The organism is Acinetobacter sp. CY05 (genome assembly GCF_059515805.1).
In genome coordinates this window covers 19,581-34,590 of record NZ_JCAKMW010000001.1, presented here as the reverse complement: position 1 = coordinate 34,590, position 15,010 = coordinate 19,581, and the positions used below count along the sequence as shown (strand labels likewise).

Annotated in this window: 16 protein-coding genes; 9 read left to right on the top strand and 7 right to left on the bottom strand. The window is 42.2% G+C overall.

From position 1 onward, the window contains the following. Window positions 1-106 precede the first annotated feature (106 nt). From trhO to AC5YCD_RS00150, 3 genes are all read left to right on the top strand, one after another. Window positions 107-1,039: an oxygen-dependent tRNA uridine(34) hydroxylase TrhO gene (trhO, locus tag AC5YCD_RS00160; protein ID WP_496128121.1), complete on the top strand. Its 933-nt coding sequence runs from the start codon at window positions 107-109 to the stop codon at window positions 1,037-1,039. 106 nt (window positions 1,040-1,145) lie between these two features. Then, entirely contained in the window at window positions 1,146-1,760 is a 615-nt protein-coding gene (locus AC5YCD_RS00155; protein ID WP_496128120.1) for a DedA family protein, read from the top strand. A gap of 263 nt (window positions 1,761-2,023) precedes the next feature. Then, a complete protein-coding gene (locus AC5YCD_RS00150; protein ID WP_496128523.1) occupies window positions 2,024-2,548 on the top strand; it encodes a hypothetical protein in 525 nt (174 codons plus the stop codon). A gap of 41 nt (window positions 2,549-2,589) precedes the next feature. On the opposite strand, the gene AC5YCD_RS00145 is transcribed toward AC5YCD_RS00150, so the two are convergent. Next, the gene (locus AC5YCD_RS00145; protein ID WP_496128119.1) at window positions 2,590-3,114 is read right to left on the bottom strand and encodes a YecA/YgfB family protein; all 525 of its coding nucleotides are present in this window, start codon (window positions 3,112-3,114) and stop codon (window positions 2,590-2,592) included. 72 nt (window positions 3,115-3,186) lie between these two features. Continuing rightward, entirely contained in the window at window positions 3,187-3,393 is a 207-nt protein-coding gene (locus AC5YCD_RS00140; protein ID WP_122901603.1) for a PA3496 family putative envelope integrity protein, read from the bottom strand. 359 nt (window positions 3,394-3,752) lie between these two features. Between AC5YCD_RS00140 and rpoD the strand changes: the two genes are divergently transcribed. The 6 genes from rpoD to AC5YCD_RS00110 all read left to right on the top strand — a co-directional run bounded on the left by rpoD (window position 3,753) and on the right by AC5YCD_RS00110 (window position 10,259). Further along, the gene (gene rpoD / locus AC5YCD_RS00135; protein ID WP_496128118.1) at window positions 3,753-5,645 is read left to right on the top strand and encodes an RNA polymerase sigma factor RpoD; all 1,893 of its coding nucleotides are present in this window, start codon (window positions 3,753-3,755) and stop codon (window positions 5,643-5,645) included. Between the two features lie 125 nt (window positions 5,646-5,770). Beyond that, window positions 5,771-6,058, top strand: coding sequence for a YbeD family protein (locus AC5YCD_RS00130; protein ID WP_496128522.1), 288 nt, complete (start codon window positions 5,771-5,773; stop codon window positions 6,056-6,058). Window positions 6,059-6,168: 110 nt separating this feature from the next. Beyond that, window positions 6,169-6,828 carry a lipoyl(octanoyl) transferase LipB gene (gene lipB / locus AC5YCD_RS00125; protein WP_496128117.1) on the top strand — a complete coding sequence of 220 codons (660 nt, stop codon included), beginning with the start codon at window positions 6,169-6,171 and terminating at the stop codon, window positions 6,826-6,828. Window positions 6,829-6,893: 65 nt separating this feature from the next. Further along, window positions 6,894-7,436, top strand: a complete 543-nt coding sequence (locus AC5YCD_RS00120; protein ID WP_496128116.1) for a hypothetical protein — start codon at window positions 6,894-6,896, stop codon at window positions 7,434-7,436. Further along, window positions 7,429-8,613, top strand: coding sequence for an iron-containing alcohol dehydrogenase (locus AC5YCD_RS00115; RefSeq protein ID WP_496128115.1), 1,185 nt, complete (start codon window positions 7,429-7,431; stop codon window positions 8,611-8,613). The genes AC5YCD_RS00120 and AC5YCD_RS00115 overlap by 8 nt, the downstream gene beginning before the upstream one ends. A 251-nt stretch (window positions 8,614-8,864) precedes the next feature. After that, window positions 8,865-10,259 (top strand): APC family permease, encoded by a 1,395-nt coding sequence (locus AC5YCD_RS00110; RefSeq protein ID WP_496128114.1) that lies wholly within the window; start codon window positions 8,865-8,867, stop codon window positions 10,257-10,259. Between the two features lie 45 nt (window positions 10,260-10,304). On the opposite strand, the gene AC5YCD_RS00105 is transcribed toward AC5YCD_RS00110, so the two are convergent. The 5 genes from AC5YCD_RS00105 to AC5YCD_RS00085 all read right to left on the bottom strand — a co-directional run bounded on the left by AC5YCD_RS00105 (window position 10,305) and on the right by AC5YCD_RS00085 (window position 14,973). Then, complete coding sequence (locus AC5YCD_RS00105) at window positions 10,305-10,772, bottom strand: hypothetical protein (RefSeq protein WP_496128113.1); 468 nt, start codon at window positions 10,770-10,772, stop codon at window positions 10,305-10,307. Window positions 10,773-10,870: 98 nt separating this feature from the next. Further along, window positions 10,871-11,347: a tRNA (cytidine(34)-2'-O)-methyltransferase gene (locus tag AC5YCD_RS00100; RefSeq protein WP_496128112.1), complete on the bottom strand. Its 477-nt coding sequence runs from the start codon at window positions 11,345-11,347 to the stop codon at window positions 10,871-10,873. Between the two features lie 31 nt (window positions 11,348-11,378). Further along, window positions 11,379-12,755, bottom strand: a complete 1,377-nt coding sequence (cysG, locus tag AC5YCD_RS00095) for a siroheme synthase CysG (protein WP_496128111.1) — start codon at window positions 12,753-12,755, stop codon at window positions 11,379-11,381. Between the two features lie 79 nt (window positions 12,756-12,834). Then, on the bottom strand, window positions 12,835-14,106 hold the full coding sequence (serS, locus tag AC5YCD_RS00090) for a serine--tRNA ligase (protein ID WP_496128110.1): 1,272 nt from the start codon (window positions 14,104-14,106) through the stop codon (window positions 12,835-12,837). 102 nt (window positions 14,107-14,208) lie between these two features. Next, window positions 14,209-14,973: an RsiV family protein gene (locus AC5YCD_RS00085; RefSeq protein WP_496128109.1), complete on the bottom strand. Its 765-nt coding sequence runs from the start codon at window positions 14,971-14,973 to the stop codon at window positions 14,209-14,211. Window positions 14,974-15,010 lie beyond the last annotated feature (37 nt).

Genomic DNA, 15,010 nt, shown 5'->3' with positions numbered 1-15,010 from the left:
ATGGGCAGTTTAAAAAGGCATATTTTTTGTATGGAAATTTTGAATCTCTAGACAATATCAGTTAAAATGCGCGCTTTAGAATTTACTAGCTACATTTGGAGTCTCCATGAACGCTACTGTAGAACAGCTTGCACCTGTAGAACAGCAAGCGACCGTTAACTGGGTTGTTGCAGCACTTTACCAATTCAAAGAAGTTCAAGATCCTGCTGATCTGCAACAACGTCTTTTAGACTTGGTAAAAACCATCAATCTATGCGGTACTCTGATTGTAGCTGGCGAAGGCATTAACGGGACAGTTGCCGGTGATCGTGCAGCCATTGATACGATTCATCAATTCCTTTTAAACGAAGGCTTTAACGAAATGGAATACAAAGAGTCTGATAGCTCTGAAAAACCATTCCGTAAAATGAAAATTAAATTGAAAAAAGAAATCGTGACTTTAGGTGTACCAGTTAAGCCTCGCGATTTAGTCGGTCACTATCTTGATCCTAAAGAATGGAACGAACTCATCGCACGTGATGACGTGATTTTAGTGGATACCCGTAACGATTATGAATATAAAGCGGGTACCTTTAAAGGCGCGATTGATCCTAAAACTGAATCATTCCGTGAATTCCCAGAATATGTAAAAAACAACCTTGAACAGCACAAAGACAAGAAAATTGCCATGTTCTGTACGGGTGGTATTCGCTGTGAAAAATCAACTTCTTTGCTGTTACAAGAAGGCTTCACTGAGGTTTATCACTTAAAAGGCGGTATCTTAAAATACCTAGAAGAAACCCCACCAGAAGAAAGCATGTGGGAAGGTGAATGCTTTGTATTTGACGGTCGTACTGCAGTTACTCACGGTGTAGAAGAAGGTCAAAACGTCAAATGTCATGCATGTGGTTGGCCATTAACTCCTGAAGAAGTCGAACTGCCAAGCTATGAACATGGTGTGTCATGCGTATATTGCATCGACAAAACCACTGAAAAGCAAAAAGAAGGCTTCCGTATGCGTCAATCACAAATTGCCGCAGCAAAACGTAAACGTCTATAATATAAAAGCCCGCGTTAAGCGGGCTTTTTTAATTTACAAAACAAAGCTTTATATAAAAATAAAACTCACCTAGTATAAATTCACTGTCTATTTATCTATCTCTCTTATGAATTTGACTGCTTGGATTATTGGTATTATGGAACGTTTGGGCTACTTTGGTATTGCCTTACTGATGTTCCTAGACAATGTCTTCCCCCCTATTCCCTCTGAAATTATTATGCCCTCTGCAGGTTATTCTGCTTCACAAGGCACTCTCACCCTCTTGGGAGTAATTATTGCGGGTAGTTTTGGCTCACTCTTGGCTGCAGCAGCTTTGTATTGGGTGGGCTATCAATTTAGCCATGCTGCCATTTTCCGTTTCGTGGATCGTTATGGTAAATATTTATTTATTAAAAGTGATGATGTTAAAAAATCCTTAGCTTGGTTTGAAAAATACGGTCATCGTATGGTGTTTTTTGGTCGGATGGTACCTGCGGTACGCTCGCTGATCAGTATTCCTGCTGGCATGAGCCGCATGCCGTTTTGGAAATTTATGCTGTTTAGCAGCTTAGGTACGATTATTTGGACGACTTTTTTAGCCTGTGTCGGATTTTACTTTGGCGAGAATCAAGCGCTGATGCATCAAATTTTTAGTCAAGTGGGTTATGGCATTGTGGCTATTGTACTGTTGATCATTGGTGTGATTTTTTATCGTCGTTGGCAACGTAAACATAAAGCTTGATGTAAAAAGTCAACACTACATACCTGCTGTAACCTGATGCTACGCTTTTACCCTCATCAGCTACAGCAGATTGCTCTACCTTAATGAACTTATAACAACAATTTTAAGGTGAGCTTATGTCAGATCAACATCGTCCAGATATCAATGAAGTTAATCAAAGCTTATCGTCTGAACAGCGTGAGAAACTAGCTCGTGATGCGATACAAGCTCAGTCCCTAAACACAGATACACCTACGGGAGATGGCATTGTAGAAACCCATCCGCTGCATGCCAATGTCGATCAAGGCATTGAAAACAACTTAAGTGATCAACAACACCAGCATTTAAATGCCGATCCGCTCAGTGGTGAACCCGGCGCCCATCCAATTGGTACAGGCGTGGGTGCCGCAGGTGGCGCTGCTGCAGGCGCGGCTATTGGTGCAGTCGGTGGTCCTGTAGGCGCAGTCGTTGGCGGTGTAGTTGGTGCAGTGGTCGGTGGACTGGCGGGCAAAGGTGCCGCCGAAGCCATTAATCCAACCGAAGAAGACCATTATTGGCGCGAGCAAAGCGTTAATATGCCCTATTACCAACACACCTTAAAGCAATATCCTGATGCAAGCTACCAGCGTGATTATCAACAAGCCTATCGTTTAGGTTATGAAGAAAGACGCTTACATCCTGCAGATACTTCATTTAGTCAGGTAGAAGCCGAGCTAGAGCAAAAATGGCAGCAAGTCAAAGGTGAATCACGTTTAACTTGGCAACAAGCCAAACAAGCCAGCCAAGATGCTTGGCAACGGCTTACATAGGCCATAAAAAAAGCACCCGAGGGTGCTTTTTAAATAAAAACTTAGTTTGGTGTGTGATACATCAAATAAATTTCGTTTAAGTTATCTGGAATTTCTTCCGCTAACTCATCCATCAACTGACCATTACGGCGGAATGATTCCATTTGTGGATCTTCTTCGTCAATGCCACTAAACACCATAATCGGTAAAGTTAAGTCAACCAATTGTTCTTCAAACTCATCGGTAAACCATGCTTCTTCGTTTAAGAACATTGCGTCAACAAAGCCAACGCTCCAGTCACCTAAACTTGATTCAGTGTCTGCTTCTTCAATTTCAAAAGGAAATTCAATCCCTTCTTCATTGGCCAAGCTTTGGCGAATTGAGTCTAACCATGCTTTAACCTGTGCGATGATTTCTGCTGGAACCTTTTTCTGATTGCCTTCAAACAGCTCATCTAACCATTTGTCAAACTGAGGGCCAACTGCAATAGCACATAAAAAACCATGTGTTGCTGCAAAATCTAGACCGTATTCATTTTGGTCACCATCTAGATATTCACTTAACTGGTCTAAATCAAAAGCACTCATCTAATATCCAAACTTAGAAATATCGAAAGGTTTAGCATAGCATTTATTTAAGCCATGCCACATTGAAATTGATTAATCTTCATCGTCAAAATCGTCATCATCGTCGATGTCGTAATCAAATTCCTTAAGTTCACGTTCTAAACGACGTTGCGCGAGTAATTCATCGATGAGGCGGCGTTTTTCCAACGACTCTTTAGCACTCAGCTTAGTTGAGGCCTCTTCAAAACTAACATCATCATCACCGTAGCTATCATCTAGTTCAAAATCTGTCGAAGACACTAAAACTACCTCTAATGAAAAAATGTAATGGGTCTAGGCGCTATTTATCTGCCTTTTTTTATATTGTCAAGTTTTATTATTTCACTTGGCTTAAATTTACCATTTTGTACTTGTTTTTCGTCTAGATTTTTGTGTATTTTTTGCACACAGCATCATTCAATGTTAAACATGTTAAGATGCACATAGATTTACAGCAATGCAGCTTTTTAAGCTTGTAATTTAGACAAGCATCCCCATATTGTACTGTAACTATATATTTATAAATCATGCCTGAGCGATCAATTCAAAAACTATTTTTGAGAATTGTGCTATCATGCACGGTTTTTTACTGCCACAGATTCAATGAAGAGTAAGCAAAGATGAGCGATATGACTTCCCCTACTTCTCAAGTAGCGGCGCTGATTAGCCGAGGCAAAGAGCAAGGTTACTTAACGTACGCTGAGGTTAACGATCATCTCCCAGACTCAATCACGGAAAGTGAACAGATTGAAGACATTATTCAAATGCTTCAAGACGTCGGTATTCCAGTGCATGAACGTGCGCCTGAATCTGATGACACCATGTTCGATTCGAACAATGCTGATGCAGCCGATGAAGTGGCTGAAGAAGAAGCAGCTGCGGTACTTGCCTCGGTAGAAAATGAGCCTGGCCGTACCACTGACCCTGTACGTATGTATATGCGTGAAATGGGTACAGTTGAGCTTTTAACGCGTGAAGGCGAGATCAGCATTGCCAAACGTATTGAAGAAGGGATTCGCGACGTTCTCAATTCAATTGCTTATTGGCCAAATGCAGTTGAAGTTGTACTCCAAGAATATAATGACTATGTTGCAGGCGAACGTCGTCTTGCTGACATTTTATCTGGTTATTTAGACCCAGAAACTGATGAAGATATTCCTGAAGTTTTAGAAGACGATGCGGACTTAGACGATGATGAAGAAACATCTACGACTAAGCCAACCAAAGATGTCAAACTTGACGATGATGACGAAGAAGAAGAATCTGAAAGCGATGATGATTCTGAAGCCGATTCAGGTCCTGATCCAGAAATTGCCAAAGCGCGTTTTGCTGAGCTGTCTGACGCTTGGAAAAACACCAAGAGCGTGATTGAAAAACATGGTCGCAACAGCCCTGAAGCCAATGAAGCTTTAGAAGCACTTGCCACTGTGTTTATGATGTTTAAATTTACCCCGCGTCTTTTTGATTTAATTTCAGAAATGATTCGTGGTACACACGACTCAATTCGTAGTTCTGAACGTGAAGTGATGCGTTATGCAATTCGTCGTGGTCGTATGGACCGTACTCAGTTCCGTACCTCTTTCCCAGGTCAAGAATCAAACTTTGCATGGTTAGATGAGCAAATTGCCAAAGCCAGCCCAGATCAAAAAGGCTATCTTGAAAAAGTTCGCCCAGATATTTTAGCGTTCCAACAAAAGATCGCGGATATTGAAAAAGAGCTTGGCTTAAGCGTTAAAGATATCAAAGACATTTCAAAACGTATGGCAGTTGGCGAAGCCAAAGCGCGTCGTGCTAAAAAAGAAATGGTTGAAGCTAACTTACGTTTGGTGATTTCGATTGCGAAAAAATACACCAACCGTGGTTTGCAGTTCTTGGATTTAATTCAAGAAGGTAACATCGGCTTGATGAAAGCGGTAGATAAGTTTGAATACCGCCGTGGTTATAAGTTCTCAACTTATGCAACATGGTGGATTCGTCAGGCGATCACCCGCTCGATTGCTGACCAAGCGCGTACCATCCGTATTCCAGTACATATGATCGAAACCATTAACAAGATTAACCGTGTTTCGCGTCAATTGTTACAAGAAATGGGGCGTGAACCAACACCTGAAGAATTAGGTGAACGTTTAGAAATGGACGAAGTGAAAGTACGTAAAGTACTGAAAATCGCCAAAGAACCCATTTCGATGGAAACCCCAATTGGTGATGATGAAGATTCGCATCTAGGTGACTTCATTGAAGACAGCAACATTACGTCTCCAATTGATGCGGCAACGTCTGAAGGCTTAAAAGAAGCAACCCGTGAAGTGTTAGAAAACTTAACCGAACGTGAAGCAAAAGTCTTAAAAATGCGTTTTGGTATTGATATGCCAACCGATCATACATTGGAAGAAGTGGGTAAACAGTTTGACGTGACCCGTGAGCGTATTCGTCAGATTGAGGCGAAAGCATTACGTAAATTACGTCATCCTTCACGCTCAGAACACTTACGTTCATTCCTTGAGAATGACTAATCTATCGCTAAGACAATACGCACTTGAATATGGGGCAAACTGCCCCATAATATGAGTATTAGCGCATACATCAAAATACCTGCTTAATGCAGGTATTTTTAATCTAGAGGTATCCCATGATTGACATGACCAATCGTACTCCATCACGCGAACTGCAAGAAGATCTATGGGTCTTCCCTATGGACTATCCAATTAAATTGATTGGTCTTGCAGGTACCGAGTTACATGTGGCTGTAACTGAGATTTTCGTAAAACATTTTCCAGATTTTGATGGCAGCAGCATGACCATAACGCCTTCACGCACGGGTAAGTATCACTCTTTAACTGCCCAGCTGCGTTTTGAAGAACTTGAACAAGTACATGCTGTCTATGCAGACCTTGCAGCTTGCCCGCTGATTAAAACTGCACTTTAATTTAAAAACACGTCCTCGGACGTGTTTTTTTATGCTTGTTAGCCTTTGCCCTTTTTATCTCAATTCATCTTATAATCAACAGCAATTGTTAGATGTATAGGACGCACGCTGTGACAGATGTTGCTGCCAAACCTGTTTTAATTATTCGTCATTATCATGAGTTAACTCCATATCAAGAGCGCTTTTTAGAAATGAAAAGCCTCACCGAACAACGTGATGAAAATACCCCAGATGAACTGTGGATTTTGCAGCATCACGATGTACTTACCCAAGGTCAAGCGGGTAAGCCTGAGCATGTTTTAATGCCCAGCCATATTCCTTTGGTGCAAAGTGACCGTGGTGGTCAAGTCACTTGGCATGGCCCTGGTCAATTGGTGGCTTATTTTATGTTTGACCTCAATCGTTTGGGTTGGAATGTACGCAGTTTAGTGAGCTATGCTGAAAACCTCATGATTGAGCTGCTTAACAAATACGGTATTCAAGCCTATGCCAAAGCTGATGCGCCTGGTGTTTATGTTTCCGAACGTAAAATTGGTTCGCTAGGTTTTAAAATCCGTAAAGGACGCAGCTACCACGGTTTAGCCTTAAACATTGACTGCGACTTATTTGGTTTTCATACCATTAATCCATGTGGTTATGCTGGACTTGAAATGGTACGTGTCATGGACCTCGTAGCTGACTATCCATGCTTTGATGACTTGTGCTTAGATATGATTGCAAGTTTACGTGCCAGCGGTTACTTTAGTGACATTCAAGTGATTGACGCTTAAATTAAAAAAAATGAGGGCTTCTCGCCCTCAAGCAAAAATAACTCTTTATAAAAAAGGATTCGCCTGTGATTGCAGCAAGCGCCGTCAAGCCGGCATTACAGCAGACCTACGTTAAGCTAATGATGGACATCATTGGACGTGGTCTGGTGATGGCTAGCCAAGTCGATCAAGAAGTTCAAGCTGAGGTGAGTAAGTTTCCCACAGGTTTTGTGCTGTCAATGGGTGTTTTTCCCAAAGGACCTGCATTTGTGGCCCGAGTAACCCATAATGCCCAACTTGAATTGCTCAGCGACTACACAGCAAAGCCTGATCTCACTATTCAATTTAAACATTTAAGCCATGCCTTTTTGGTATTTTCTTTTCAAGAAAGCACGGCGCAAGCTTTTGCCAATGACCGTATGGTGGCAGATGGTGATTTAAGTAATGCGATTCGTTTAGTGCGCTGCTTAAATAAGATGGAAGCACTGATTTTGCCTAAACTCTTAGCTGAGCTTGCTGTCAAAGAATATCCAAAATCTTTAGCTTTAAAACAAAAACTTTCTGGTGCCGCGCATATTTACTTAAAAGTGGCGCAATCTTATTTAAAACGGAGTAACAAACATGGCTAAGCCTTATTATGAATTTTTCTGTCCAGTCAAAGTCATTGCCGGTCATGCAGCCCTAGAACATATTCCGTTTGAACTTGCCACCTTAGGTGCCAAACGTGCGCTGATCATTACCGATAAAGGCGTACGTGCCAATAAATTATTAGCCCCAGTTGAAGCTGCATTTGTCAGTACAAACACTGTGATTGCGGCTATTTTTGACGATGTCCCTCCTGATTCAAGCTTAGATACCGTGCGTAAAGCTGCCGAGCTATATCGTCAGCATAACTGTGATGCCATTATTGCTGTGGGTGGCGGCTCGGTGATTGATACCTCTAAAGCCACCAATATTTTAGTCTCTGAAGGCGGTGATGACTTACTGCAATATTCAGGTGCACACAACTTACCTAAAGCGCTTAAGCCATTTTTTGTAATTCCAACCACCTCAGGTACTGGTTCAGAAGTCACTATGGTCGCGGTGGTCTCAGATCCTGAGAAAAATGTCAAAATGGCTTTTGCCTCTTATTATTTAATGCCGCATGCTGCCATTCTTGATCCACGTATGACCAAAACCCTGCCAGCGCATTTAACTGCCATGACTGCCATGGATGCCATGACCCATGCAATTGAAGCGTATACTGGCTTAGCGGCAAATCCAATGAGTGATGCCTATGCCACAGCCGCCATAAAAAAGGTCAGCGAAAACTTATTTAGCGTGCTCGATAATCCTGAAGATGCTCAAGCACGTTTAGAGTTGGCCCAAGCCTCGACCATGGCAGGCATTGCGTTTTCTAATTCAATGGTGGGCTTAGTACATTCATTGGGTCATGCTTTAGGCGCTGTGGCACATTTACCACATGGCCTATGTATGAATCTATTCTTACCGTATGTTTTAGAATACAACCAATCGGTGAATAGCGAAAAAATCGCTGATTTATTGCTGCCTTTGGCTGGGGCAGAAATTTATGCGCAAACACCAGCACACTTACGTGCCGAAAAAACCATTACGAGCATCATGACCATGCGTGATCGACTCTATAGCTTGACCAAATTGCCACGTACTTTACGTGAAACACATAAAGTCTCGGAAGCGCAGCTCGATGAGATCGCAGAAAAAGCCTTAAATGATGGTTCGATCATCTATAATCCTAAAGAAGCCAGCCTAAAAGATTTAAAGCAGATCTTAGAAAAAGCTTGGTAATTTGAGCATTTTAAGCCAATATAAGCCCAAATAGGCCTGATGTTTTTTTAAGCATCAGGCTTTTATTATGAATTTATCTCAGCTGGCTTACATGGCACATTTTCTGCTAGTAGCAAAGAAAGTTGCTGACAAGTGCGAACATTTCAAGTAGATTGGCGCACTTTTATTTTATCTCTGGGGGGATCGTTCGTCTCAAACGGTCCTTATACACAATGACTGATCCTTGATCAACGATTAAGAGGATAACGCCGTTGACTAATGTTTCTGGGACTCAATCGGCAGCGAAACTGCAAAAAACGCTAGGACTCTGGCACATTATTATTATTGGTTTGGCCTACATCCAACCCATGACTTTGTTTGATACCTTTGGTTTGGTGTCAGAAGAAAGTAACCTTCATGTTCCGACCTCTTATGTTTTTGCCTTAGTGGCAATTTTATTAACCTCTCTAAGCTACGGGCATATGATCCGTCGTTACCCATCCTCGGGTTCGGCTTATACCTATGCACAAAAATCAATTCACCCCAATGTTGGCTTTATGGTGGGCTGGTCGTCTTGGCTAGATTATCTATTGTCGCCAATGGTGAATATTATCTTGGCAGTGATCTACTTAGAGGCACTGTTCCCATCGGTCAATCATTGGGTATGGGTCGTAGTGCTCACCGCCTTTATGACGGGAATTAACTTACGCGGTGCGCGCTTTGTTGCCAACTTTAACAGTTTAATTGTCTTTGTACAGTTGATTGTGATTGCGGTATTTACTTACTTGGTCTACAGCAAGTTACAAGCGGGCTTTAATGCAGATGGACCAATTTCTGCTGATGCACGTTATCAATTGTGGAGCCTTGAGCCATTTTGGAACGAGTTGACCTCAGTTGGTGCACTGATTACTGGCGCAACTTTACTGTGTTTCTCATTTACAGGTTTTGACTCACTCAGTTCATTGGCCGAAGAAACCAAAGACACTGAAAAGACTTTACCAAAAGCAATTTTCTTAACTGCACTCATTGCAGGTGTGATCTTTATTATCAGCACTTACTTTATGCAGATTTACTTCCCAAATACACCGGGCAGTTATTTTGAAAATATTGCTGAAACACAACCAGAAATTCTGCTCTTAGTGGGTGGTTCGTTATTCCAAGCTTATGTTCTTGGTTTTGCGATTATTACCGTAATGGCGTCAGGGATTTCAGCTCATGCTGGTGTATCACGTTTAATGTATGTGATGGGTCGCGACGGCGTAATTAACAAGAAGATCTTTGGTCATATTAGCCCTAAAAACTTCACCCCATCGTACAATATTTTAATTGTGGGTGCGGTGGCGTTAACGGCTGGCTTTATGGACTTAGACATGGTGATTTCACTGATTAGTTTTGGTGCCTTAACTGCCTTTACTTTTGTGAACTTATCAGTAATTTCACGCTATGCTTTACGTGATGGTCGAACTAAGAATTTCAAAGACATTGTCAATTTTGTCCTTGTACCTTTATTCGGTTTTATCAGCGTATTTGCGCTATGGCTTGAAATTGAAGAAGACTCTTTAAAATATGGTCTATGGTGGGCCATGATAGGTATTTTATACTTAGGTTATAAAACCAAAGGCTTTAAACAGCCAGCCCCTCAACATAACGAATTTGATGATCGTTAATTGAGACCAATAAAAAAAGGCGCTTAAAGCGCCTTTTTTTATATCTTATCTTAAGCGACAGTTAAAGCCCAATTGGGTATCTACCAAATTATCTTTAAAGCCTAAACTTTGAATAAAAGCATCGCGGTCTTGTAAACGTTGCTGAGCTTCTGCACTTAAACGCGCTCGATTAGCATCAGCGAGTTGATAGGTATCATTCACTACACTTTGATAAATGCCACACACCTCTTGGCGCTTAGCTTTTTTAAGCTGACGACCATGCCAAGTCCGCTCAAAATCATTTGGGCTTAAGCTTTTGCCCCATGTTTTAATACGCTGCTGCATTTTAAGCTGCATGGCTTGTAAGGCTTGTTTAATTTCTGCTTGACTCACTGGTTCAGGTGCAATGCTTGGTGTAGGTGCTTCTACACTGGCTGTAGGGACTTCTGTCGCCTGTGTCATCGCGCTTAATGTCATCAGACTCAAAGATAAAACCAATACGCTTAAAGGACTTAAGTTGTGTGTTATTTTCAAGATCACGCTCTTCTTTTATCAATTCAGTTAGGGTTATAACCAAAATTACCTTTGCTCAACAGTCTTGACATCAAAAAACCACCCGAAGGTGGTATTTTTTATAATGCTTTAAAGCCTTGCTGACGCCATGCTTCATAGACAATCACAGCCGTGGCATTGGAGAGGTTTAAGCTGCGTGAGTTTTCAGCCATTGGCAAACGAATCCAATGTTGTTCTGGAAACATCATCCGTACATTTTCAGGTAAACCGCGTGTTTCAGGGCCCATAAGTAATGCCACTGGTCGGTTTAAATCCGAAGTATGCGGGGTTTCACTGCCTTTGGTGGTGAGTGGATACACCGCATCTAAACCAATACCTTTACTGGCCAAATCTGCTAAACATGCGTCAATATTGTCCCAAATCTGCATGTTGGCATATTCGTGATAATCCAAACCTGCACGTTTGAGCTTTTTATCATCGAGCTCAAAGCCTAAGGGTTTAACTAAGTGTAATTGTGCACCTGTATTGGCACATAAACGAATGATATTGCCTGTGTTTGCAGGAATTTCAGGTTCGTATAACACAACATGAATCACGGGGTTTTCTACCTATTTAAACGGCAAAGCCTTAGCCTTGCCACTGTAATTGTTCACGTAAGCGCACCACTTCACCAATAATGGTCAAGGTTGGCGCTTGAATATGATGTGCGCTGACTTGGCTCGCAATATCCGCTAAAGTGCCCACCACGACTTTTTGCTCAGGCGTCGTACCTTTAGAAACTAATGCCACTGGCATATCTGGACGTTGCCCGTGCTCTATCAAACGTTGGCAAATTTTCTCTAAGCCCACCAAACCCATATACAGCACTAAGGTCTGATTTTCATAAACCAGCTCTTGCCAAGGTAACTCTGGTGAACCCTCTTTAAGATGACCCGTTAAGAAACGTACACTTTGTGCATAGTCACGATGCGTGAGCGGAATACCCGCATAGGCTGAACAACCCGATGCCGCGGTAATACCTGGGACGACTTGAAATGGTACACCTGCGGCAAAGAGTTCTTCAATTTCTTCGCCACCCCGACCAAAGATAAAAGGATCACCACCTTTTAAGCGGCAAACACGTTTACCTTGCTGTGCATACTCGACCAATAAGGCATTAATACCTTCTTGTGGTACCGCATGATTCGAGCGCGCTTTGCCAACATAGATTTTTTCGGCATCACGGCGGCATAAGTCCATAATTGGCTCAGACACTAAGCGGTCATAAATCACCACATCAGCTTGTTGCATTAAGCGTAGCGCTTTTAAAGTGAGTAGTTCAGGATCACCTGGCCCTGCGCCCACCAAATACACTTCGCCTTTTGGGGTTTTCCACTCGTTTAAGGCTTGCTCAATAAGACGCTCTGCTTCAGCTAGATTGTCATTAAATACCTGTTCTTTGAGTGGACTTGCATATAAGTCTTCCCAAAAAATGCGGCGTTCATCTGGATTGATAATTTTCGCTTTGACGGTACTTCGCCATTGGCCCGAAAACGCAGCCAATTTACCCATACCATGAGGAATTGTGGTTTCTAACTGCGTACGAATTTGGCGTGATAACACCGGCGAGGTGCCATTACTGGCCACAGAAATCACCAAGGGTGAACGGTCAATAATCGCAGGTACCATAAAGCGGCAATGCGGTGGATCATCCACACTATTGACCAAGATATTTTGTGCTTCACAGTGTTCAAATACTGCTTGATTGACCTGTGCTTGATCCGTTGCAGCAATCACTAAACGATAGTGAGCAAGGGGAAAATCTGTACTAAAAGGCGCAGCGACATATTGCCCGTGGCTGCTTTGCACCAGTTCAAGCAAATTGGCTTCAATTTCAGGCGCCACGACATCAATCACTGCACCTGCTTTGGCTAATAGCAGCGCTTTGCGGTACGCAATATGTCCACCACCAACAATCAAACAAGGTTGCTGCTGCAACTTTAAAGAGATGGGAAAAATTTCCACGGCGACCCTCTGATTTTTCTTTGATTGTCTAAAAACAATTGCGATGCCTCAAGGCATCGCAACTTTAAAACACAATGACTTAGTCAATAAATTCTAAGCCGCCCATATATGGACGTAATACTTCAGGAATTTCGATTGAGCCATCGGCACGTTGGTAGTTTTCCATGACTGCAAGTAAAGTACGCCCTACCGCCAAACCTGAACCATTTAAAGTATGTACAAATTCAGTTTTCTTTTGATCAGCGCGGTAACGTGCTTTCATACGACGTGCTTGGAAGTCACCCATGCATGAGCATGAAGAAATTTCACGGTAGGTATTTTGACTTGGTACCCACACTTCTAAGTCGTAAGTTTTGATCGCGCCAAAGCCCATATCACCGCCACATAGCACGACTTTACGGTAAGGTAGACCAAGGGCTTGTAAGATGCCTTCTGCATGACCGGTTAATTCTTCTAATGCATCCATTGACGTTTCAGGTTTTACGATTTGCACCATTTCAACTTTGTCAAACTGATGCTGACGGATTAAACCGCGTGTATCACGACCATAAGAACCTGCTTCACTACGGAAACATGGCGTATGTGCTGCATATTTCAGTGGTAAACGTTCAGGATCAATAATTTCGTCACGGACAAAGTTGGTCACTGGCACTTCAGCAGTTGGAATTAAATAGAATTCTTTTTCACCTTGTAATTTGAATAAGTCTTCTTCAAATTTAGGCAACTGACCTGTACCACGTAATGAATCTGCATTCACTAAATACGGCACATAGGCTTCGGTATAGCCATTTTTAAGCGTATGTGTATCAAGCATAAATTGGGTTAAGGCACGTTGTAGGCGCGCAAGCGGGCCTTTTAAAACGCTAAAACGTGAACCTGTCAGTTTAGTTGCCGTTTCAAACTCTAAACCGCCCATCCACTCACCTAAGTCAGTATGATCTTTAATGTCAAAATCAAACTGGCGCGGTGTGCCCCACTTTAATACTTCAACGTTATCGTTTTCGTCACGACCTTCAGGTACAGATTCATGCGGTAAGTTTGGAATAGACAGTGACTTTTCTTCAAGCTCCGCTTGTAATTCAGCTAAGGCTTGTTCAGCTGCTTTGATTTCATCGCCAATCGCAGACATACGTACCATGATGTCCGAAGCGTCGCCACCTGCTTTTTTAATTTGACCGACTTGTTTGGCGCCCGTGTTACGCTCTGCTTGTAGCGTTTCAGTTTTAGATTGAATCTCTTTACGGCGTGCTTCTAAGTCTGCCCATTCTGCAACATCAAGCTGTACACCACGTTTTGCCAAGGCTAAATTTACAGCCTCAATATTATTTCTGAGTAATTTCGGGTCGATCATAGCCAATCTTTTTGAAGAAAAAAACTGGCTATAGTGTAAGCTGTTCAAAGCAAAAAATACAGTAATCGCCCTTGCTTGCTGTGTCTTATTACAGCAATTACCCTATTTTTGCGCTTTGGCGTAATTTGGCAAACTTGGTAAGTATTCAGGCTTTAGAATTTTGGCTAAAAATGTATAGGGTACGCTGAGTTCGGTCATGCCATCGACATAACTGCCTAGTTCATAGACGGGATAAACCAAAGTTAAGCCTTTGGCGGAAAAATAAAAATTATCACTGAGCTTTAATTGTTCAAGTTCAATATGACGCTGTTTCAGCCATGCATAATTTTTATCATACATCAGCTTAAGTAAGGCCGCTTCTTGGCCTTTGTGGATAATATCTTTGAGCGCCAAACGTTTTTCTAAGTTTAGATCAAAATTGACATATTCATGATGTGACATACTTTGCGGCAATTGACCACCATAGCTGTAACTTTGTATGGCAAACATGGCGATATTTTTACGCTGGCCAATATAATGTACAAATTGATTATTTTGCTCGAGTACAACTTTTTCGTTACTCACATCTGGCACTACCACCTCAGCATCGACTTGAAATGCCTCAGGTTCAAGCTCAGCCAAACGTGTTAAGAAGTATTCATCAATCCAAGGTAGGTTGGTTTGTACGCTTTGCATGTCATATAAGGTGCAGCCCTTTTCGGTACACACTTCATTACGTGCCAACTTCACTTCCATGGCTTGGCTTTCAAGCAAAACTACTTTGGGTACTTGCGGTTTAGGATCACTGGGGCGCGGTGCATCTTTGGGTTGGCACGCCATAAGCCCCAACATTAACGTCAATACGATCCACACGGTAGACTGTTGCATGACACCTTTTACCTCAAGCCAAAATGAAGCCACACTA